This is a genomic window from Paraburkholderia sp. DHOC27, assembly GCF_003429005.1.
Classification (GTDB): domain Bacteria; phylum Pseudomonadota; class Gammaproteobacteria; order Burkholderiales; family Burkholderiaceae; genus Paraburkholderia.
Genome location: NZ_QVQV01000001.1, coordinates 1,742,889 through 1,763,532 on the forward strand (window position 1 = coordinate 1,742,889; position 20,644 = coordinate 1,763,532).

The following is a 20,644-nucleotide window of genomic DNA, read 5'->3' on the forward strand; positions in this document are numbered from 1 at the left end:
TGACGCGTGGTCGACCCGGATACTCAGGCCGCGTGCAGTACGTGAATAGCGCGCTGCGCGATGAACGGACCGGTATTGCGCGCGTATTCGGCCATATGCGTCGAGACGGCGTGCGCGCGCAAGGCTTCGACGCTTTCCCAGCGTTCCACCACTGCAAACGTATCGTCGCCTAGCGGCGCCTGGAAGCCACCGAACTCGGGCACATCCACGACGGCGTCGTAGCTGATGCAACCCGCTTCCGCCAGCACGGCCGGCAGGTTCTTCCTGAACAGTTCGAGAATGGCCGGACGCTGGCCGGGTTTGGCGGTGATGTGGGCGAAAACATGAATCATGCGGACATTCTCCGGGCATGGGTTGGAAGGATGATTGCCGGCTGACATCATAGCCGGGTTCGTGCGCCGCTGCAGTCCAAAGCCTTTTCCGTTCCTTGCGTTGCTCTCCCACAGTGCGTGCGCGTTCCAGGCTCGCCGCGCGCTTTGCGTTGCCTTGCCAGATCCCACGCCTTGCACACCCCCACGCGCACCGCTCGCGATTTCTTGCAATCCATTAGCTTGGTTCCATTTTGATTTCGGAGAGAACGCGATGCCACGAACCTATCAAACCCTCACGCTCGATGACGCCAAACGCATGGTGTCTGCCGGAGAAGCGAAAGCCACGAGCCTCGGCATTGCGTACAACATCGCCGTAGTGGATGCGGGGGGTCATCTGATTGCGTTTTCTCGCCAGGATGGTGCGCTGATCGGCAGTATCGACCTCGCCATCGACAAGGCGGCCACATCCAGAATCTTCGACACCGCAACCGCCGATCTCGCGACCCTCTCGCAATCGGGCAAACCGCTGTTTGGCATTCAGGAAAGCAATGCGGGCAAGGTGGTGATTTTCGGTGGCGGCATTCCGGTCTTCGCGAGCGGCAGCATCATCGGTGCCGTGGGCACCAGCGCGGGCACCGTCGAACAGGATATCGAGGTGGCGATGGCGGCCATCGCGGCGCTCGATCAATAAGAAAATCGTGATCAGAGAAATATCACGCGCTACATAAAAAGGATACCTAAACAAGAGCGAGGGCGGTTTTGAAATCCCAATGGTTGGTTTCACTCGAACACAGGAAAGGACACACCTATGAAAGCAGCGCGCATGCATGAATATGGGCAACCGCTCGTCCTCGAGGATATTCCGGTGCCAGACATCAAGCCCGATGAAATTCTCGTTCAGGTGAAGGCGTGCGGAATGTGCCGCTCCGATGTGCAACTCATCGACGGTTATTTCCGCAAATACGCCGATATCCCGACACCCATCACGCTAGGCCATGAAATCACCGGCGTCATCCACCAGATCGGCGACATCGTGCCCGCGGCAGCCGGCTTCAAGGAGGGCCAGCACGTCGTGGTCGCACCTGGCTGGGGCGATGGCATATGCCGCCATTGCCAGATTGGCAACACGCACATTTGTCCCAACGTGCGTTGGCCGGGCTTTGGACCCGTGGGTGGTTTTGCCGAGTTCCTGCCGGTGCCGGCCCGCTATCTGATCAAGGTGGACGAACGTCTGCCGTTCGAAACGCTCGCGCCGCTCACGGATGCGGGGCTGACACCGTATCGCGGCCTCAAGAAGCTGCGCGATGCGGGCGCGCTGGGTCCCGACCGGCTGGTGGGCGTCTTCGGGGTTGGCGGTCTGGGCAGCTACGCCGTGCAATACGCGCGGATTCTCGGCGCGGGCGCACGCGTCGTGGCGCTCGCACGCAATCCGGAGAAGCTCGCCATCGCAAAGGAGTACGGTGCCGACTACGTCATCAATATCAAGGGCAAGTCTTCAGCGGATATCGCCGCGGAACTCAATGCGGCCACCGGCAGAAAGGACCTCGATGCCGCCATTGATTGTGCCGGCGCGCCCGAGATGATCCAGCTCGCCATGAGCCTGCTGTCCATCAGCGGGCATTACGTCGACGTGGGACTGGTGGGCGATCGCATCGACATTCCGCTGTTTCCCCGCGTGTCCCGCGAGCAAACGCTGCATGGCTCGTTCTGGGGCAACAACACCGATCTGACGGAAGTCATGGCGCTCGCGGCGGAGAACAAGATTCGCCACACGGTCAAGACCTTCGCGTTCGACGAACTCAATGACTATATCAACCGGCTGCGGGTTGGAGAGATCGTCGGCAGGGCCGTGATGAAGTTCGATCTTTGATGCCTGCCCGTGCGTGCTGATCGTGCCGGGTAACGTACCCGGCACTTTCCGGCCTTTTGCCGCCTGGCACGCTTTGCCGGTACGCACCGGCGCGTACACGATCGCGCGAATTCCACTAACGTTTTCGTCACATCAGTTGGGCGGGGCCGTGCAGCATGCCGAGCGTTGCACATCCCCCGTTCACTTCTTACGGGTCCAGCAATCATGGCAAAGAAACACACTGGTCAGTGCGCCTGTGGCGCGGTCAAGTTCGAGTTCAATACCGATCCCACCTTCATCGCGGATTGTTATTGCAAGGATTGCCAGAAGTCGTCGGGTGGTGCGATGGCCACCTTCTTCGGCATTCCAGAAGACGATTTCACGCTGCTGAGCGGCCATCCGAAGGCGTTTCATTACGTGGCCGAATCCGGCAAAGGGCTCGACCGGAACTTCTGTCCGGAGTGCGGCGCGCGGCTGTTTTCGACGGACCTCGAAAGCTTTCCCGGTACGGTGTTTGTCACCATTGGCAGCCTGGACAATCCCGCTGGCATCACGCCGGTACTGGAAATGTTCACTAAACGGCGTCTCGTCTGGACCAAACATCTCGACGTGCCGCAGTTCTCGGATATGCCCACCTGATCCGTTTGTTTAGGTCGGGAAGGCCACGGCGTGCCGTCGCTACCCGTTGAAAAATTTCGTGCAATGTTTTTCTCAAGAGACACGCTATGGATAGTGACGGTAACTCCGCCGATGGTTTGCCGCGTCAGGCGGACAATCCCACGCCCGCAGAGTCGACGTGGGTACACGCCGACCTGCGCGCTGATGAAATCAGTAATCCTGAGCTTCATTTCGTCAATCCTGTGGAATCAGACGGTGCGTTTTCCGTGCTCTCCAGCCGTCAGGAGCAGATGTTCCCGTTCCTGACGGAGCGTGAGATTGAACGCACGCGGGCGTTTGGTGAAGAGACGCAGTGGCGGGCCGGCGACGTGATGTTCACGATGGGCCGCCCCAGCCCCGGCCTCGTCATCATGCTGAAGGGTCACGTGCGGGTCGTGCGGCGCGATGCCGTTGGGCGTGTGCATCGCGTATTCGAGTATCGCCCCCGGCAGTTTCTTGGCGAAATCGCGCAATTGTTCGGCCATCCGAGCCTGGGCGACGGCATCGTCGTGGAAGACAGTCTCGCTATCGTGGTGCAACCCGAAGATTTGCGCAGACTGCTGGTGATGGAAGCCGAGATTGGCGAGAAGGTGATGCGTGCCTTGATTCTGCGCCGCTCCGGCCTGATCGAACGCGGCAGCGGCCCGGTATTGATTGGCGACTCCACGGAAGCGCGCCTGATCTCGCTGCAGGATTTGTTGAGGCGCAATTCGTATCCGTACTCGCTGATCGACGCACGGGAGGATCCCGAGACCCTTTCGCTGCTTCAGCGCATCTCCGCCACCGAAGCGGACTTTCCAATCGTCATCTGTCCGGATGGCACCGTGCTGCGCGCGCCGGATGTGAACCAGGTGGCAACCCATCTTGGCTGGCTGCCCGATCTGGACCCCGCGCATGTGTACGACGTCGCCATCGTCGGTGCCGGGCCGGCGGGTCTCGCTGCGGCGGTATATGCTGCGTCGGAGGGTCTGTCGGTCGTGATTTTCGACAGTTGGGGACCCGGCGGTCAGGCCGGCACGAGCGCCCGCATCGAAAATTATCTCGGCTTTCCAGCCGGCATCTCAGGCCAGGCGCTCACGGGGCGGGCCTTCGTGCAGGCACAGAAATTCGGCGTGCACATCTCCATTCCCACGCGTATCAACACGCTGTGTTGCGACCGCATACCGCTCGAGATCGAGCTGGACGATCAACGCCGGATTACCTCGCACACGGTAGTGATTGCCTCCGGCGCCGCTTATGTCAAGCCGAGCATAGCGGGCCTCGAACGTTTGACGGGGCGGGGCGTATTCTTCGGCACCTCGCCGGTAGAGGCGAAACTGTGCAGAGGACTCGACGTGGCCGTGGTGGGCGGCGGCAATTCCGCGGGACAGGGAATCGTCTATCTAGCGTCGCACGCGCGGCACGTCCATGTGCTCATTCGAGGGCACAGTCTCCAGGAGCATATGTCGCAATATCTGATCGACCGCATCACGCGTTTGCCCAATGTCACGCTGCATACGGAGATCGACGTCAATTCGCTCACGGACGATGCTGGCGGTTTAGCGGAAGTCAGCGGCAATGGCCCGCATGGTCCGCTGTCCTTGAGTGTCCGACACCTCTTTCTGTTCACGGGTGCCGAGCCCAACACGCGTTGGCTTAGAGACTGCGGTGTCAAAACCGAAGGCAAAGGTTTCGTACTGACCGGCGATGACGCACGCAACGGTCAGGAAGATACGCGTCACCCGTTCGAAACCAGCGTACGCGGCGTGTTTGCGATTGGCGACGTGCGCTTTGGCTCGGTCAAGCGCGTCTCGGCCGCCGTGGGAGAAGGGGCGGCCGTGGTGGCGCAACTGCACGCGGTGCTGGGCGAGCGCCAGTTGCTGGCGAGGAGTGCGTCTGAACCCTTGCGCGCTGCTCAAGCGCAACATCATCCGATGTCTTAACATGACGGACATTCCTGCCAGTCCTGATTGCTGAGCGAAGACGCTGAGCAAAGATGTTGAGCAACGAGGACGGCGCAGGTGTTATCCCAGGCCCGGCCGTACACGCGGGCGTCGATCATGAAGGAGATGCGAATTGACCTCGAACGTAAAAATCGTCGCGATACTGTCAGCCAAAGCGGGTAGCGAAGCCGAACTGGAAACGCTGCTGCGCGGCATGACGACCCCTTCGCGCGCTGAAGCGGGCAACCTGCGCTATGACTTGTGGCAGGACGTCGACAAGCGTGACCGCTTCGTGCTCGACGAACTGTACTTGAATAGCGATGCCGTAGCGTCACACCGCGCGACCGCGCATTTTCAGCACTATCTTTCGCGCATCAACACGCTTGCGGATCGGACCGCTATCGTCGTGCAGGCCGTGGACGTGGTAGACGATTCGAAGTCCTGATCCGGTTCTGTGGTCGGCCAGCACCCTATACAAAAGTATAAGAAACACGCGGTGTTCGAAGGCCGTCCATCCCAGCGGATAGCTGTTCGGATGCGGCGATCTGACCTAATCTTTTCGACAGGACACGCAACCGTTCAAGACGGGTTGGCCGGCAACGCCACTGGCGCTGCCGGCCCGATCTCCTCATTTGCCACGCCTCGTGTAAAGAGCGCGTGCTCCATTGCATCCTTCCACGGAGTTGGACCCATGAACCTGCTTTCTCCACCAGTCGGCAAACATGATCACGTCCAGGGGCCTGCGGACGCACCCGTCACACTCGTGGAATACGGTGATTTTGAATGCCCGTATTGCGGCTCGATGTACGCGGTGATCAAGGAAGTGCAGCAGGCCCTCGGACCGCAATTGCGTTTCGAGTTCCGCCATTTTCCACTCACCGACGTGCACGCGCACGCGCTCCACGCGGCGGAGTTCGCCGAGGCCGCGGATGCCTTCGGCAAGTTCTGGGAAGCGCATGACGTCCTGTACGAGAACCAGGCGGTCCTGAACGATCGGGCGCTCACGCAATACTGGGAGGAACTGGATCTGCCCGCTCGCGACCTGAAAGCGGCGCTCGAAGGCGATGACGACGAGCACATTCAGGAGGACTTCAGCGCAGCACTACGCAACGGCGTGAACAGCACACCGACGCTGTTCATCAATAACCATCTGTATACCGGCGAGCACGACGCGCAGAGTTTGCTGGCGGCGTTGTCGGCGCTGGCGAGCCGGGTTTAGGCCTCGTGCGGTGTGGGGGCGGCGTGTAAGCGCCGCTCAATTGCCCATGACATCGCCTGCAATCAGGCCTATTTTGCGTGGATTGTCTGTACCTGGCATTGCCACTTCTGTGGAACGCCGGCTCTGCCCTGGATGTCGCATTTGCAGGCGCTGATTTTCGTCATGCGTCCATGCGCGGTCTCACCGGCCTGGGAGAGCGCATTTTGCTTCACCAGCGTGCACGCTTCGATGCGACTGCCACCAGAGGCCTGGTAGGTTTTGACGGAATACGCCTCGGCCGGCGCTGCGCTTGGCAGCAGCGCGATCATGAACAGCATGCCTGGCACTTTCATGGCAGCTCCTTTAGTTGAACGACGAGGCTAGGCACTGGTCTGCCGCAGGTCATCTACGAGGCGTTGACCGGCAGTGAAGCCGTGCGCGAGCGCCTCATCGCAAGTGAGAAAGCCATGACCATTCGCCTCCGTGAGATGTAGCCGCGGAAACGCGTCCATCGGTCCCTTGGCACTGAGGATTTCCACGACGCTTACGAAGCCCAGCGCGTGAAATGGATCGCTGAGCGTGGCGGGTTCGATCTGCGGCTCAGCGCGAACCTTGATCGAATAACCCCGGTACGGATAGGCGCGTTCCATGTTCCGTCTGTTGCACGATGAGTGACACTGGATGACACACGCCAACCATAGCATCGGCGTATCGCGCGTGCCCGTGCGCGTTCGAACGCGAAAAATCGCGCGTGTCATGCAGTGAACGGAGCGCATGTACGGCATGCCGTGCCGCGCTTTCACGCGGTCTCACTGCACTTTGCGTGACTTCACGATCGAGCGGAACCATCTGGGGTGGTGCTTCCTGGCCCATCCCGGCGTCACGTAGCCATGCAACATCGCGCCTAAAGTGCCCTGAATCCAGATGCCGGCATAGATGTGCACCATGATCGCGGTGATCAGCACGAACGCCGCCGCGGAATGCGCGAGCGCGGCGAGGCGAATGGCGTCGATCGGAAAGTAGCCTGAGAAATAGCGTCGCCAGATGACGATGCCCGAGCCGAGCAACACGAGCATGCACGGCAGCAGGGTCCAGAACAGCATCTTTTGCCCCGCGTTGTAGCGCGCCACCTCCGGCACACCTTCCTCACGATTGTTGAGAATGTCGAGGATATGCATGAGCCATTGAATGTCGGTCCATTCAATCAGGTTGTGATGCCAGTAGCGCAGCGCAAGGCCGGAAAACGCCGAGAACATCACCAGACCGATGAACGGGTGCAGAATCCGCATCCACTGGCCGCCGCCAAACAGCGCCGAGAGCCAGAACAAAGCCGGGTGGAACAGCGCCAGCCCTGAAAGCGCCAGCATCACGAAGCTCATCGCCGTGATCCAGTGAATCGTGCGTTCGTTCGGGTTGTAGCGCTCGATCAGGTGTCTACGGTCATCCTTATCCTTGGGGGTGCTCATCCTGTTCCTCCTTCGCGGCTTCGATCTCGGCACGGGCCGCGTCTTCATCGGCCTGATGCACGGTGTTGGGACCAATCCTCACGTAGTGGAAAAACGTGGTGATGGCGGTGAGGAAGAGGATCGCCAATGCCAGCGGCTTCGCGATGCCTTTCCAGATCGTCACCATCGGATTGATGCGGGGCTTGTCCGGCAAACCGTGATACAGCGACGGCTGATCCGCGTGATGCAGCACGTACATCACGTGCGTGCCGCCCACCGCAGCAGGGTCGTACAGGCCGGCGTGCTCGAAGCCCCGGTCCTGCAGATCCTTGATGCGGTCGGAGGCCTGCTGCTTCATATCTTCCTTGGTGCCGAACATGATCGCGCCGGTGGGGCAGGTCTTGGCGCAGGCGGGCTCCTGTCCGACGGCAACGCGGTCGGAGCACAGCGTGCACTTGTACATGCGGTGATCGCTCTTTGAAAGACGCGGAATATTGAACGGACACCCGGCGATGCAATAGCCGCAGCCGATGCAGTTTTCCTCGTGAAAATCCACGATCCCATTGGTGTACTGCACGATCGCGCCAGGCGACGGACACGCTTTCAGGCATCCGGGGTCGGCGCAATGCATGCAGCCGTCTTTACGGATCAGCCACTCCAGGTCACCTTTCGGGTTGACGTACTCCGAGAAGCGCATCACGGTCCACGAATGCTCGGACAGATCGCGCGGATTGTCGTACACGCCGATGGTGTCGCCGATCTCGTCGCGCAGATCGTTCCATTCCATGCACGCGGTCTGACATGCCTTGCAGCCGATGCATTTGGAGACGTCGATCAGCTTGGCAACCGTCCCCGTGACCGGACTGCGATCACCCGTAGGCGGAACGGTCGTTGCGGAAAGACGCCGGATGTCCAGCGATTGCATTGACATGAAGAGACCTCAAACCTTTTCGACTTTGACGAGAAACGACTTGAATTCAGGCGTCTGCGTGTTGCCATCGCCCACGGAGGGTGTCAGCGTATTCGCCAGATAACCGGGCTTGGCGAGCCCCTTATAGCCCCAATGCAGCGGCACGCCGACGGTGTGCACGGTCTTGCCGTCGATGATCAACGGCCTGATGCGCTTGGTGACGACCGCGATCGCGATGATGTAGCCGCGCTTCGAGGAGACCTTGACGGTGTCGCCGGCCACCACGTTGAGGCTGGCCGCAAGCTCGTCGCTGATCTCGACGAACTGTTGCGGCTGGATGATCGCGTTCAGGCGCGCATGCTTGGTCCAGAAGTGAAAATGCTCGGTGAGGCGATACGTGGTCGCGGTATGCGGGAAGTCCGCTGCCTTGCCGAAGTTGAGGCGGTCCGATGGAAAGACCCGGGCAATCGGATTGCTGGTCACATCCGGATGATCCGGGTGCAGCGGATTGAAACCAAGCGGCGTTTCGAAGGGCTCGTAGTGCTCGGGAAACGGCCCCTCGTTCATCTGGTCGCGCGCAAAGAAACGCGCCACGCCTTCGGGGTTCATGATGAACGGACCCATATCGAGCGAGGGTGATTCGTCATCCTTATAGTCCGGTATATCGGCGCCAGTCCATTTTTTGCCATCCCACTCGATGATCTTGCGGGTTGGGTCGAAGGGTTTGCCGTGGATATCGCAGGACGCGCGGTTATACAGAATGCGGCGGTTTTCAGGCCACGCCCATGCCCACCCCAGCGACTGACCAATGCCGGTGGGGTCGCTGTTATCGCGCCGCGCCATCATGTTGCCTTCTTCGGTCCAAGCGCCGCAGAAAATCCAGCATCCGCTCGCGGTGCTGCCGTCGTCGCGCAACTGCGAAAATCCGGAAAGCTGCTGCCCGGCCTTGAGCGTGGTGCCGCCGTTGTTCGCGTTGTCCGCGAGATCGGCGAGCGCCGTGCCGTTGTACTCCTTTGCGAGTTCTTCCGGCGTGGGGCTTTCCGGATTGGCATACGGCCAGGTCAGATTGAGAATCGGATCGGCGTATGCGCCGCCCTCGGTGCGATACATCTCGCGGATGCGCGTGAAGATGTTCGACATGATCTCGGCGTCGGCCAGCGCTTCACCGGGCGGTTCGGCGCCTTTCCAGTGCCATTGCAGCACGCGTGACGAACTCACCACCGAGCCGTTTTCCTCCGCAAAGCAGGTGGTCGGCAAGCGGAACCCTTCCGTCTGGATCTTCGCCGGATCGGCGTTGTGATAGTCGCCGAAGTTCTTCCAGAACTCGGAGGTTTCGGTGGCGAGCGGGTCCATGATGACGAGCCACTTGAGCTTGCAGAGCCCGTCGAAGACTTTGGCCTTGTCCGGTGCCGAGGCGATCATGTTGAAGCCCTGGCAGACGTAGCCCGTCATCTTGCCTTGCGTCATCAGTTCGACGTTCTGGATCACGTCGTACGTCTTGTCGTATTTGGGCAGGTAATCGAAGGCCCAGTTGTTTTCCTTCGTCGCCGCGTCGCCCCACCACGACTTCATCATGCTGACGAAGAAGGCCGGATAGTTCTGGTAGTAGCTAAGCTGGTTGGGACGCAACGGTTCCAGCGTGTGCCGCTTGATGTAGCGCTCGTAGTCCTGATCTTCCTCCGTGGGCAAGACCATGTAGCCGGGCAGCATTTCACTCAGCAGGCCGAGATCGGTGAGCCCCTGGATATTCGAGTGCCCGCGCAAGGCATTGACACCACCGCCGGAAATGCCGATGTTGCCGAGCAGCAGTTGCACCATCGCGCCGGTGCGGATGATCTGCGCGCCAACGGAATGATGGGTCCACCCAAGCGCATAGAGCAGCGTACCCGCACGGTCCGGCACGGCCGTGCTGGCGAGCATGTCGCACACCTGGAGGAATTTCTCCTTGGGCGTGCCGCAGATCTTCTCGACCATTTCCGGCGTGTAGCGCGCGTAATGCAGCTTCATGAGCTGATAGACGCAGCGCGGGTGCGCGAGGGTGGGATCGGTCTTGACGTAGCCATCCGCGCCGCGCTCATAGTCCCATGAGGTTTTGTCGTAGGTGCGCTTTTCCGCGTCGTAGCCCGAGTAAAGACCGTTGGCGAACGCGAAGTCCTCCCGCACGATGAAGCTGAAGTCGGTGTAGTTCAGCACGTACTCGTGTTGAATCTTGCCTGTGGTCAGCAGATGGTTGATCACGCCGCCCAGAAACGCGATGTCCGTGCCGGTACGGATAGGCGCGTAGTAATCCGCCACGGACGCGGTGCGCGTGTAACGTGGATCGACCACGACGAGGCGTGCGCCGCGATTTGCCTTCGCTTCGACCACCCATTTGAAACCGCACGGGTGCGCCTCGGCCGCGTTCCCGCCCATCACGAGAATCACGTCCGCGTTGCGGATATCGACCCAGTGATTCGTCATCGAACCGCGGCCAAACGTCGGGGCAAGACCTGCCACCGTCGGGCCGTGTCAGACGCGCGCCTGGTTGTCGAACGCGAGCATCCCCATGCTGCGCGCCACTTTGTGCGTCAGATACCCCGCCTCGTTGCTCGCAGCGGAGGCGGCCAGAAAGCCGGTGGTCACCCAACGGTTGACGGTCTTGCCGTCGTCCGTCTTGTGAATGAAATTCGCGTCGCGATCGGCCTTGAGCAGTTTGGCAATGCGATCGAACGCATCGGTCCACGAAATCTGCACCCACTCGTTGGAGCCGGGCGCGCGATACTCGGGCACGGTGAGCCGCGCATTGCTGTGCACGATGTCGAGCAGGCTCGCGCCCTTGGGACATAAGGTGCCGCGATTGACGGGATGATCGGGGTCGCCCTCGATGTGGATGATGCTCGCCTTGGCGTTTTTGGCGTTGTCGCCCAGCGCGTACATCAGCACGCCGCATCCCACCGAGCAGTACGTGCAGGTGTTGCGGATTTCGGTCGTGCGGCTCAATTTGTACTGTCGAACCTCTGCCAGCGCGTTGTGCGGCGAGAAGCCCAGCAACGCGACGCTCGAACTCGCCAGGGTGGTGGCGGAGATCTTGAGGAACTGACGACGGGTCATGCTATCCATGGAGGTTCCCCGTATCGGTGGCGCAGGGCATCGGCAACGTCATGCGATGTCCTGTCGATTGCGCAACGCTGACAACTCACCGCACATCTTTACCGATTCCTGCTGCGGCGTATTTCCGGAACGCACGGCGCAGGCGTCGCCGGGGCTTATCGAACAGAAGAAATACCGTTTGCGCGCGCGTGCGTTTCGAATTCGACATGCGCTTTTTCGATCCAAACCCGCCTCGACGTGGCAAACAGACAGCGTGCTATAAGCAGGACGAAGCTTTTCAGCGAGGCTTACCGGTCAGGCGCATCGCGATGCACGAGCCGCCGGCAGCGGGCAAAAAAACCATCCGTTGCAAAACGGGCCTCTCCCCTTGAGTTCAACTTGATGAGGGCGCGTGGTGCGCCTCGCCTTCTCTTGTACGGAGACAACTGGACAATGGCACGCTTACTTTGCGATATCTGCGGGGTGCGACCCGCGTCGGTACGGCTGGCGGTGCTGCAAAACGGCAGACGCCAGGTGCTCGACGTCTGCGATTACCACTACGCGCAGATCACGCGGCACCAGCGCTCGATCTCGCCGCTGGAGGCTTTGTTTCGCGGTCAGGTTCCGGACGGACTGGGCGATACGCAGCCACCGCCTGATGGTTCGCACGAGCCCGTGGAAGGTACGGAGGCCGTCAGCATCGAACAGCACTTCAGCGATCTGGCGCGCGAACTGTTGCAGCGTGCAGCGGAAGTGGCGGTGCAATGGGGGCGGCGCGAAGTGGATACGGAGCATCTCCTGTATGTGCTGGCGGATAACGCCAACGTGGCGGCCATGCTGGATGCGCTGGGCGTGAAGGCGGCTGAGGTTCGCGGCTATATCGACGCGAACGCGGAAAAGATCGAGCGCGCGGCACCGCCAGCCAATGAGCGGCTCGGCGTGTCGCCACGCCTGAAAAGCGCACTGGAACGCGCCTTCGTGGTGTCGCGGCTGCTGCGCCAGAGTTATGTCGGGGCGGAGCACCTGCTCATTGGTCTCGCGGAAGTGCCCGACAGTTTTGCGGGGCAGTTGCTCGCGCGGCTGGGCGTCAAATCTCAGGCGTTGACGCAGCAGACGCTGCTCGCGTCCGGCCAGGACGAAAGGTCGGCAACGGCGCGGCCACCGTCACGCACGCCGCAACTCGACAAACACAGCCGCGATCTGACTGCGCTCGCGCGTGAGGGCACGCTCGACCCGGTGATCGGCCGTTCGAGCGAGATCGAGACGATGGTCGAAGTGCTGGCGCGCCGTCGCAAGAACAATCCGGTCCTGATTGGCGAGCCGGGCGTCGGCAAGACGGCGGTGGTGGAGGGTCTCGCGCAACGCATGGTGAATGGCGACGTGCCCGAGTCGTTGCGTAACAAGCGGCTCGTGGAATTGAATGTGAATTCGATCGTCGCGGGCGCGAAGTATCGCGGCGAATTCGAGGAGCGGGTCAAACAGGTCGTGGACGAGGCGCTGGCGAGCCGCGACTCGCTGGTGCTGTTCGTGGACGAAGTGCACACCATCGTCGGGGCGGGACAGGGCGGCAATGAAGGCGGCCTCGATATAGCTAATGTCTTCAAGCCGGCGATGGCACGTGGTGAACTCAACCTGATCGGCGCGACGACGCTCGCCGAGTATCAAAAGCACATCGAGAAGGACGCGGCGCTCGAACGGCGCTTTCAACCGGTGTTGATTCCCGAGCCGAGCGTGGTACAGACCATCAACATTCTGCGAGGGCTACGGGACAAGCTGGAAGCGCATCACAAGGTCACCATTCAGGACGATGCGATCGTGGGCGCGGCCGAACTCTCGGACCGCTATATTTCCGGGCGTTTTCTGCCCGACAAGGCCATTGACCTGATCGACCAGGCGGCCGCGCGCGTCAATCTGGCCTCGACCTCGCGACCCGCCGCGGTGCTCGAACTCGAAGCCGAACTGAAGCAGTTGCGTCGCGAACAGGACTACGCAGCCTCGCGCAGGCAGTTTGCGCGCGCGCAGGAACTCGACGGCGAAATCAGCGCGAAGGAACAGGCGCTCAACAACGCGACGGACGCGTGGAAGCAGAGCGTGGGCACGAATACGTCGCACGTGAGCGTGACGCAGGTGGCGGAGATCGTCGCGAAGCTGACCGGCATCCCGGTCGCGCAACTCACGGCGGAAGAGAAACAGCGGCTCCTCGAGATGGAAGCGCGGTTGCATCAACGGGTCATCGGCCAGGACGAGGCGGTGGTGGCCGTCAGCGACGCGGTGCGCCGCTCACGTGCCGGCTTGCAGGCGCGGCGTCGGCCCACGGCCGTGTTTCTGTTTCTCGGGCCAACGGGGGTGGGCAAGACGGAACTTGCGAAGGCGCTGGCCGAAGTCGTGTTCGGCGACGAAGACGCCATGCTGCGCTTCGACATGAGCGAATACATGGAGCGCCACACCGTGGCTCGCCTGATCGGCGCGCCGCCGGGTTACGTGGGCTATGACGAGGGCGGCCAGTTGACCGAACGCGTGCGCCGCAGGCCATACAGCGTGATCCTGCTCGACGAGATCGAGAAAGCGCATCCCGATGTGTATAACGTGCTGCTGCAGGTGTTCGACGATGGACGTTTGACGGACGGCAAGGGCCGCGTGGTCGATTTCAGCAATACGCTCATCATCGCCACGAGCAATCTGGGCGCGGACGTGATTGCCGGACAAAGCCGCTCGGGTCCCGGGTTTCTCAGCCAGGCGGGCCCGGTATCGTTGCAGGGCGGCGTGATGAACGTGCTGCGGCAACATTTCCGGCCGGAGTTCATCAACCGTATCGACGACATCATTCTGTTCCGCTCGCTGGGCCGTGACGAGACGCGCCATATCGTGCGTCTGCAATTGGAAAGCGTGGCGCGGCTCGCCAGCAGTCAGGATATCGCGCTGGTGTTCGACGATTCGATTGTCGAGCACCTCGCAACCGAAGGCTATCGTCCGGAGTTCGGCGCGCGCGAACTGCGCCGGCAGATTCAGCAGCAGGTCGAGAATCCGCTCGCCAAGGCGATGTTGAGCGGCGAGGTGGCGGAGGGCATGCGCATCGTGTGCCGCTACGACGCGCAAAAGCAGGCGGCAAGCTTCGAGCGTGCCGATGCCGCCAGCGCCACCGCCACTACCACAACAACCACCGCTCAGGCACCCGCATGAATGCCTCGCCTGCGTTGCCACGGCGTCGACCCCCTACCTTCGTATAGTATGCGGAAGATTCTGCTGCACCGTCCCATACCGCCGTAGACTACCGGTCCCATCCCGCGGACGCTATCGTGTGGAGACATCCTCGCGTTCCTGCTGCGCTCTGCGAATGCGGCCCGCGAGGTGTTCCGTGCCTCGCACATGCGAGGCGAACTGGCGCTATTGGGTGAGCGAGGGAGGGTCCATGCAAGAGTCTCTTGTCATTGGTCGATATACCGAACCAGCATCAGCGGCTGCCCATCCGGGGCCCGCACTTTCAGAGTCCGCGGCTGCGGCAACCGCATCGGACAGTTCCGTTGTGTCCGGCGCCCAGCAGCCAATGCGCGCGCCGGGTTTGAACTGGCACTTCAGCGGCGAGGACCGCGTGCGCGCCGAAATGATTTCGGTGTCGCGGTGGGCGAGTGAAGCGCCCAGAAGTTGGGATGCCCGTATCGAGCAGGAACAGATTCTGGTGGCACTGTGTCTGCGTCAATCTCTGGTGACGCTGTCGGCGAACGGCGAGGCCTTTTTTGACGGGATCATCGATCGTGGTGCGGCGCTCGTCGTGCCGTCCGGTTTTGCCATTGGCGGTGCGTTCCAGACGCCCACTGATTTTCTGCATATCCACGTGCCGTCGCACTGGTTGACCGAATGGCTCGATCAGGGTGACGTGACGGGCATTACGGCGTTGCTCTCGGCGGCGCCGCTGCACGTGCGCGATTCAGTGGTCACCAAGCTGACGGCAACGTTGCTGCGCACCGTACATGGTCGCACTTCGACGAGTTCGATGTACGCCGACGGTATTACGCTTTCCATCCTCGCTCGGGTGCTGGAAATCATGGCGTCGCGTGCGAACGTCAAGCCGGCGCGTGTGTCGTCCGTGTCGCCGCTCGAAGCATGGCGCGTGAAGCTGGCGGTCGAGTTTATCGACCAGCGAATCGATCAAAGTCTGACGCTGGCTGAACTGGGCGCGGCCGTGGGTCTTTCGCCGATGCATTTTGCCGCGCGTTTCCGCGCAGCCACCGGCATCTCGCCGCACACGTTCGTGCTGCGCAGACGTATCGAACACGCGCAGACCTTGCTCGCCACGACCACCTCGACCGTGGCCGATATCGCCTTCAGCGTCGGCTTTCGCACCCAGGCGCACTTTACGACGGTGTTTCGCCGCCATGTGGACGATACGCCGCACCGTTGGCGTGCCAAGCATGCCACCACGCGCAGCATGCCGGGGCGGCGCATGAGCCGCGCAGATGTGTCACTGCCGGATTCGTACTCGGTGTCACCGTGGAAAAGCGATACCAGCAGCTTCAGCCTGTGAGGCAAGAAATCTGCAGAGTGGCTGACGCTCGCCTGACTGCCCCGAAGAGGGCAGCGGCGCGGGCGAATTTGCGTTGGCGGTGAGTGTGACGCAACGCGTAAGAGACGACGCGTTATACGAGACGCGTGCGAACAACCGGGCTAAAAGCAAGGGCCAGGAAGCAAAGGGGGCTAGTCACATACATCACCGCAACGCCACGGTCGCGCTTCCGCGAAGATGCGCGGTTCACGCACTGTAGTGACGTACATCAGTGATGCATCGCCGCAGCGACCAGCAAATGAAACGGCAGGGCGAGCAGCATAGTGCCCGCAAAGCCGACCAGCCAGAGTATGACGAACCACATCATGCGCTTGCCGACCGTGAGTTCAGAATCAGGCGACGAACTGGCCATAACGCGTTACTCCCTCAATGGTACGAACTGCCCGGCTGCACCTTGCCGCGAAAGATCCAGTAGCCGGCAGTCGTATACACCACGATGACCGGAATGATGACGACCGCGCCCACCAGTGCGAAAACCTGGCTGGAATGCGGCGAGGCGGCTTGCCATAGCGTCATGCTGTTCGGAATGGCGAACGGCCAGATGCTGACGAGCAAACCAATGTAGCCGAGCAGAATGAGCACGAGGCACAGCACGAAGGGCGCGATATCCAGCTTGCGCCGCGTCGCGTTGTACATCAGAAACGTGGCGAGCGCGACCAGCACCGGAATGGGGTAAAGCCGGTAGCGGAACGACGAATCGAACCAGCGTGCCGCTATCTGCGCGTCCGTCAACGGCGTCCAGATACTCACGGCGACGACAAAACCCAGCAAGGCCAGCGTGAGCGGCCAGATCAGCGCACGCAGACGCTCCTGCAGATCGCCATCCGTTTTCATGACCAGGTAGGTCGCGCCTTGCAGCGCATACGTCACCATCAGGCCCATGCCGGTAAAGAAACTGAAAGGCGAGACCCAGAAAAAAGGATCGCCGGAGAACACGCTGTTGGTGACGGGAATGCCGTGCAGATAGGCGCCCAGAATCACCCCTTGAAAAAACGCAGCACCCGCCGAGCCGCAAATGAAGGAAAGGCTCCAGAGATTCTTCGTGCGGTTCGCCTTGCCGCGCACTTCGAACGACACACCTCGAAAGATCAGACACACCAGCATGAAAATGATCGGCAGATACAGTCCCGACAACGCGACGGAATAGACCGTGGGGAAAGCGGCAAACAGCGCCGCGCCGCCGAGCACCAGCCACGTTTCATTGCCGTCCCATACAGGGGCAATGCTTTGCATCAGCACGTCGCGTTCGTGATTCTCCGGAAAGAACGGGAAGATCATCCCGACGCCCAGGTCGAAGCCGTCGAGCGCGATGTACATAAAGAGGCCAAGGGCGATGATGAAAGCCCATACCACGGTGACATCCATGTCCCACTCCTCGGTGGATGAAGCGTTATGTGCGTTGTGGTCTGCGATTTTCTGTGGCTGTCTGCGGTTGCCTGCGGTTGTCTACCGGGCCGCGGCAGCGAGCGGACGACGGCCGCTGGCGTCCGCCGGGTCCACGGGTGTGAACACAGGCGTCTCGTCCGTGGCGACACCCGGGCCCGCGTAAATCAGTTTGAGAATGTAGTAAAGCCCGGTGCCGAACACCAGGAAATAGACCATGACGAAGATCAGCAGCGAGACGCCCGCGCTTTGCGCCGTCAGCGGCGATACGGCGTCCCTGGTGCGCAGCACGCCATAGACCACCCACGGCTGACGCCCCACCTCAGTGGTAATCCAGCCGGCAATCAGCGAAACGACGCCGGCAGGTCCCATGATGACCGTGAGCCATTGATACGGGCGAAACTCATACAGTTTGCCGCCGCGCCGCAGCAGTGCGCCGAGCAACGCCAGCAGAATCATCGCGATGCCGAGGCCCGCCATGATGCGAAAGGTCCAGAAAATCACCGAAGAATTCGGGCGGTCTTCTTTGGGGAATTCCTTGAGGCCGCGAATCTCGCCGTCCCAGCTATGCGTGAGAATCAGGCTGCCCAGATGCGGCACCTTGATCGCGTAGCGCGTTTCTTCAGCCTGCATGTCGGGAAAGCCGATCAGATTGAGGGACGTGCCGCCTTTTTCCGTTTCCCACAGTCCCTCAATGGCGGCGATCTTGGCAGGCTGATACTTGCGCGTATTCAAACCGTGCTGGTCACCCACGAAAGCCTGGATGGGCGCGAGAAACAGCAGCAGCCACAGCGCCATCGAATACATGGTCTTCACTTCGGGGTCGCGTCGGCCGCGCAGCAGATGCCATCCACCGGTCGCGGCGACAACCATCGCGGCCACGATGAACGCGGCCATCGTCATATGCGCGAGGCGGTAGGGAAACGAAGGATTGAAGATGATTGCGAGCCAGTTTTCGGGAACGACATGGCCGTCCTGGATCGAGAAACCGCGTGGCGTTTGCATCCAGCTATTGGACGCGAGAATCCAGAAGGTCGAGATCAGCGTGCCGGTTGCGACCAGCAGGGTCGCAGCGAAATGCGCCTTCGGTCCGACTTTTTCCCAACCGAACAGCATGATGCCGAGGAAGCCCGCTTCGAGAAAGAAAGCGGTCATGACTTCGTAGGTGAGCAGCGGACCGGTGATCGGTCCGGCAAAGCGCGCAAAGCCGGACCAGTTGGTGCCGAACTGATACGCCATCACCACGCCCGACACCACCCCCATGCCAAAGCCCACCGCGAAGATTCTCGCCCAGTACATGCACAGCACCTTGTAGTGCGGCTTGCCCGTTTTGAAGTAGCAGCCTTCGAGAACGGCGAGAAAACTGGCAAGCCCGATGCTGAGCGCCGGAAAGATGATGTGAACGGCTACCGTGAAGGCAAACTGCAGCCGTGACAGATCAAGCGCATTGGCATCCATCAGGGTCACCCTTTTATAGTCAGGCGCAAACCGGCTTGAGCTGCCCGCGCCTGGTTTTGCGAAGGTTCGATGCGGGACTTTCCATGAGGGCGGAGACGGCGATCGCGCCATCGGTGCAGCGGGCAAGCTGGTGCTCTCACTAGGCGCATACTAGCGGGAGCCGTCCACTGAAGAAATCCTACTGCGGTATCGCTAAAGCCCAAGCGGTTGTCTGCACCCTATACCGATGTATAGGGTTCCTTTGTATTTGCCCTGCGGCGATTGCCACGCAAACGTTTTATGGCGTAACGTGTTCACTGTGTCGATACGTGTTTCAGGGCGGCCCGATTACCTGCTGGACGATGGCAAGTATTACGTTGGAATCGACGGGCTTCGGCAGGTACGCGAGCGCGCCGTTGGCGAGCGCCACCGTCTCATCCTGCGCGGAAGGGTAGCCGGTAATGAAGATGGTCGGCGGAGCGTGGCCGGTGGCCAGCATATGCGCATGCATGGCAATGCCGGACATGCCCGGCATGGTGACGTCCGAGATCAGGCACCGCGTGCGGCGCGCGGCGCCTGAATCGAGAAATGCTTCGGCGGAATCGAACGACAGCACTTCCCATCCGATAGACCGGATAAGATTTGCGATTGCCTCCCGAACCAATTCGTCGTCTTCCACTATGGACACAAGAGCGGCAGGAGTCACGCGGTCCCTCGGACAGGCCCCGCGAACGAACCGCGGCAACCCGGTGGGTTATGAGATTTTCTTTCTTCAGGATAATTCCAAAGAATCACGGGGATAACCATACGTTGGTATAAGTTATGTGGGCCACCCAACGTTGCAGCGAGCGCGCTGAAATGAGTCGAACGAAGCATCGGGCCGCAGGCCGCGAAAGCGGGCCGCGGTTTCGTGCAGCCGTTACAATGAGAGCAGGGGCGCGCAGGCTACATGCGGAGCTTGCATGCGCTGCCTGTCATGCTTGACCGGTAAGCTTTCTATAACACCAGGCGTGGGCTAACGAGGAGTCGGATGACAACCACGACGAAAACGGCTTCGGGTGACGATGGGTCTCTCCCCCCATCAATCGTCTATATCATCGACGACGACGAAGACGTCAGACAATCACTAGGCAGCCTTCTACGCTCGGTCGGTCATCGCGTGGAGGTGTTCAACTCGCCGCATGAATTCGTCGACGCCCGACGCGAGAACATTCCAAGCTGCCTGATTCTCGACGTGCGCCTGCGCGGCGAGAGCGGTCTCGCGTTTCAGCAGTCCATTACGAAAATAGCGCCGCATATCCCCATCCTCTTCATTACGGGCTATCCCGACTTCGAAATGTCGGTGAAGGCGATGAAAGCGGGCGCGATGGATTTCTTCTCCAAGCCGGTGCGCGAGCAGGAAATGCTCGACGCCGTCACGCAGGCCTTGCGGCGCGACGCCGAGCGTCTCTCGTTCGAGTCGTCCACGGCCGAACTGCGCGGCCGCTATGAATCGTTGACGCCCAAAGAGCGTGAGGTGCTGGAGTTCGTGCTCGCCGGATTGCTCAACAAGCAGATCGCCTACGAGATGCATGTGAGTGAAATCACTGTGAAGCTGCATCGCGGCCAGGTCATGCGCAAGCTGGGCGCGCAATCGGTGGTGGATCTGGTGGGCCAGGCGCAGTTGCTCGGGCTCAAGCCGCGCACGCCGTCACGTCGCTCATGAACCTGAGCGCCGCGTCTCCTCGCAGGACGCGTTCACCCTAAACCAAAGTATAGGGTTCGCGAGGTTTTTTCACCGAGTCGCAACCCATTGTAGGGCTGGTCCGTCGCCTCACACAGCGATATCGTGAACCTGCTGCTCCCCTCGACGCATGCCATTCGATGCGCAGGTCGGGGTGGATAGCCGTGGGAAACGTATCT

The 20,644-nt window shown here is 61.0% G+C and carries 19 protein-coding genes; 9 read left to right on the top strand and 10 right to left on the bottom strand.

Going from position 1 to position 20,644, the window contains the following annotated elements:
• Positions 1 to 23 precede the first annotated feature (23 nt).
• On the bottom strand, positions 24 to 332 hold the full coding sequence (locus tag D0B32_RS07635; RefSeq protein WP_117333244.1) for a putative quinol monooxygenase: 309 nt from the start codon (positions 330 to 332) through the stop codon (positions 24 to 26).
• 250 nt (positions 333 to 582) lie between these two features.
• Between D0B32_RS07635 and D0B32_RS07640 the strand changes: the two genes are divergently transcribed.
• The 6 genes from D0B32_RS07640 to D0B32_RS07665 all read left to right on the top strand — a co-directional run bounded on the left by D0B32_RS07640 (position 583) and on the right by D0B32_RS07665 (position 5,958).
• The gene (locus tag D0B32_RS07640; RefSeq protein ID WP_117333245.1) at positions 583 to 1,002 is read left to right on the top strand and encodes a heme-binding protein; all 420 of its coding nucleotides are present in this window, start codon (positions 583 to 585) and stop codon (positions 1,000 to 1,002) included.
• Between the two features lie 117 nt (positions 1,003 to 1,119).
• On the top strand, positions 1,120 to 2,181 hold the full coding sequence (locus tag D0B32_RS07645; RefSeq protein WP_117333246.1) for an NAD(P)-dependent alcohol dehydrogenase: 1,062 nt from the start codon (positions 1,120 to 1,122) through the stop codon (positions 2,179 to 2,181).
• A gap of 204 nt (positions 2,182 to 2,385) precedes the next feature.
• Positions 2,386 to 2,799: a GFA family protein gene (locus D0B32_RS07650; RefSeq protein WP_117333247.1), complete on the top strand. Its 414-nt coding sequence runs from the start codon at positions 2,386 to 2,388 to the stop codon at positions 2,797 to 2,799.
• Between the two features lie 86 nt (positions 2,800 to 2,885).
• Entirely contained in the window at positions 2,886 to 4,739 is a 1,854-nt protein-coding gene (locus D0B32_RS07655; RefSeq protein ID WP_117333248.1) for an FAD-dependent oxidoreductase, read from the top strand.
• A 133-nt stretch (positions 4,740 to 4,872) separates the two neighbouring features.
• The gene (locus D0B32_RS07660) at positions 4,873 to 5,184 is read left to right on the top strand and encodes a putative quinol monooxygenase (RefSeq protein WP_117333249.1); all 312 of its coding nucleotides are present in this window, start codon (positions 4,873 to 4,875) and stop codon (positions 5,182 to 5,184) included.
• A gap of 246 nt (positions 5,185 to 5,430) precedes the next feature.
• Positions 5,431 to 5,958: a DsbA family protein gene (locus tag D0B32_RS07665; RefSeq protein WP_117333250.1), complete on the top strand. Its 528-nt coding sequence runs from the start codon at positions 5,431 to 5,433 to the stop codon at positions 5,956 to 5,958.
• Between the two features lie 68 nt (positions 5,959 to 6,026).
• On the opposite strand, the gene D0B32_RS07670 is transcribed toward D0B32_RS07665, so the two are convergent.
• From D0B32_RS07670 to fdnG, 5 genes are all read right to left on the bottom strand, one after another.
• On the bottom strand, positions 6,027 to 6,275 hold the full coding sequence (locus D0B32_RS07670; RefSeq protein ID WP_147329501.1) for a hypothetical protein: 249 nt from the start codon (positions 6,273 to 6,275) through the stop codon (positions 6,027 to 6,029).
• 42 nt (positions 6,276 to 6,317) lie between these two features.
• Positions 6,318 to 6,587: a hypothetical protein gene (locus D0B32_RS07675; RefSeq protein WP_117333252.1), complete on the bottom strand. Its 270-nt coding sequence runs from the start codon at positions 6,585 to 6,587 to the stop codon at positions 6,318 to 6,320.
• Positions 6,588 to 6,746: 159 nt separating this feature from the next.
• Positions 6,747 to 7,403, bottom strand: a complete 657-nt coding sequence (locus D0B32_RS07680; RefSeq protein ID WP_117333253.1) for a formate dehydrogenase subunit gamma — start codon at positions 7,401 to 7,403, stop codon at positions 6,747 to 6,749.
• Positions 7,384 to 8,313: a formate dehydrogenase subunit beta gene (gene fdxH, locus D0B32_RS07685; protein WP_117333254.1), complete on the bottom strand. Its 930-nt coding sequence runs from the start codon at positions 8,311 to 8,313 to the stop codon at positions 7,384 to 7,386. Before fdxH ends, D0B32_RS07680 begins: the two co-directional genes overlap by 20 nt.
• 9 nt (positions 8,314 to 8,322) lie before the next feature.
• Positions 8,323 to 11,391 (bottom strand): formate dehydrogenase-N subunit alpha, encoded by a 3,069-nt coding sequence (gene fdnG, locus D0B32_RS07690; RefSeq protein WP_117333255.1) that lies wholly within the window; start codon positions 11,389 to 11,391, stop codon positions 8,323 to 8,325.
• Positions 11,392 to 11,814: 423 nt separating this feature from the next.
• Between fdnG and D0B32_RS07695 the strand changes: the two genes are divergently transcribed.
• Both D0B32_RS07695 and D0B32_RS07700 read left to right on the top strand, forming a co-directional pair.
• Entirely contained in the window at positions 11,815 to 14,541 is a 2,727-nt protein-coding gene (locus tag D0B32_RS07695; protein ID WP_117333256.1) for an ATP-dependent Clp protease ATP-binding subunit, read from the top strand.
• Positions 14,542 to 14,770: 229 nt separating this feature from the next.
• On the top strand, positions 14,771 to 15,883 hold the full coding sequence (locus D0B32_RS07700; protein WP_181969737.1) for a helix-turn-helix domain-containing protein: 1,113 nt from the start codon (positions 14,771 to 14,773) through the stop codon (positions 15,881 to 15,883).
• Between the two features lie 247 nt (positions 15,884 to 16,130).
• Here D0B32_RS07700 and D0B32_RS32480 read toward each other — a convergent pair whose 3' ends face one another.
• From D0B32_RS32480 to D0B32_RS07715, 4 genes are all read right to left on the bottom strand, one after another.
• Entirely contained in the window at positions 16,131 to 16,274 is a 144-nt protein-coding gene (locus D0B32_RS32480; protein WP_181969760.1) for a hypothetical protein, read from the bottom strand.
• 14 nt (positions 16,275 to 16,288) lie between these two features.
• Positions 16,289 to 17,287 carry a cytochrome d ubiquinol oxidase subunit II gene (gene cydB, locus D0B32_RS07705; RefSeq protein WP_117333258.1) on the bottom strand — a complete coding sequence of 333 codons (999 nt, stop codon included), beginning with the start codon at positions 17,285 to 17,287 and terminating at the stop codon, positions 16,289 to 16,291.
• Between the two features lie 81 nt (positions 17,288 to 17,368).
• Complete coding sequence (locus D0B32_RS07710) at positions 17,369 to 18,763, bottom strand: cytochrome ubiquinol oxidase subunit I (RefSeq protein WP_117333259.1); 1,395 nt, start codon at positions 18,761 to 18,763, stop codon at positions 17,369 to 17,371.
• Between the two features lie 313 nt (positions 18,764 to 19,076).
• A complete protein-coding gene (locus D0B32_RS07715; RefSeq protein ID WP_117333260.1) occupies positions 19,077 to 19,448 on the bottom strand; it encodes a response regulator transcription factor in 372 nt (123 codons plus the stop codon).
• Positions 19,449 to 19,772: 324 nt separating this feature from the next.
• Here D0B32_RS07715 and D0B32_RS07720 point away from each other — a divergent pair, with 324 nt between their 5' ends.
• Positions 19,773 to 20,447 carry a response regulator transcription factor gene (locus tag D0B32_RS07720; RefSeq protein ID WP_117333261.1) on the top strand — a complete coding sequence of 225 codons (675 nt, stop codon included), beginning with the start codon at positions 19,773 to 19,775 and terminating at the stop codon, positions 20,445 to 20,447.
• Positions 20,448 to 20,644: the final 197 nt, after the last annotated feature.

Bases quoted from the DNA above. Each gene is read 5' to 3' on its own strand.
- D0B32_RS07670 (WP_147329501.1), bottom strand. From the start codon at position 6,275: ATGCTGTTCATGATCGCGCTGCTGCCAAGCGCAGCGCCGGCCGAGGCG.
- D0B32_RS32480 (WP_181969760.1), bottom strand. From the start codon at position 16,274: ATGGCCAGTTCGTCGCCTGATTCTGAACTCACGGTCGGCAAGCGCATG.
- D0B32_RS07700 (WP_181969737.1), top strand. From the start codon at position 14,771: ATGCAAGAGTCTCTTGTCATTGGTCGATATACCGAACCAGCATCAGCG.
- cydB (WP_117333258.1), bottom strand. From the start codon at position 17,287: ATGGATGTCACCGTGGTATGGGCTTTCATCATCGCCCTTGGCCTCTTT.
- D0B32_RS07665 (WP_117333250.1), top strand. From the start codon at position 5,431: ATGAACCTGCTTTCTCCACCAGTCGGCAAACATGATCACGTCCAGGGG.
- D0B32_RS07720 (WP_117333261.1), top strand. From the start codon at position 19,773: ATGACAACCACGACGAAAACGGCTTCGGGTGACGATGGGTCTCTCCCC.
- D0B32_RS07695 (WP_117333256.1), top strand. From the start codon at position 11,815: ATGGCACGCTTACTTTGCGATATCTGCGGGGTGCGACCCGCGTCGGTA.
- D0B32_RS07645 (WP_117333246.1), top strand. From the start codon at position 1,120: ATGAAAGCAGCGCGCATGCATGAATATGGGCAACCGCTCGTCCTCGAG.
- D0B32_RS07675 (WP_117333252.1), bottom strand. From the start codon at position 6,587: ATGGAACGCGCCTATCCGTACCGGGGTTATTCGATCAAGGTTCGCGCT.
- D0B32_RS07655 (WP_117333248.1), top strand. From the start codon at position 2,886: ATGGATAGTGACGGTAACTCCGCCGATGGTTTGCCGCGTCAGGCGGAC.
- fdxH (WP_117333254.1), bottom strand. From the start codon at position 8,313: ATGTCAATGCAATCGCTGGACATCCGGCGTCTTTCCGCAACGACCGTT.
- D0B32_RS07640 (WP_117333245.1), top strand. From the start codon at position 583: ATGCCACGAACCTATCAAACCCTCACGCTCGATGACGCCAAACGCATG.
- D0B32_RS07710 (WP_117333259.1), bottom strand. From the start codon at position 18,763: ATGGATGCCAATGCGCTTGATCTGTCACGGCTGCAGTTTGCCTTCACG.
- D0B32_RS07680 (WP_117333253.1), bottom strand. From the start codon at position 7,403: ATGAGCACCCCCAAGGATAAGGATGACCGTAGACACCTGATCGAGCGC.
- D0B32_RS07635 (WP_117333244.1), bottom strand. From the start codon at position 332: ATGATTCATGTTTTCGCCCACATCACCGCCAAACCCGGCCAGCGTCCG.
- D0B32_RS07650 (WP_117333247.1), top strand. From the start codon at position 2,386: ATGGCAAAGAAACACACTGGTCAGTGCGCCTGTGGCGCGGTCAAGTTC.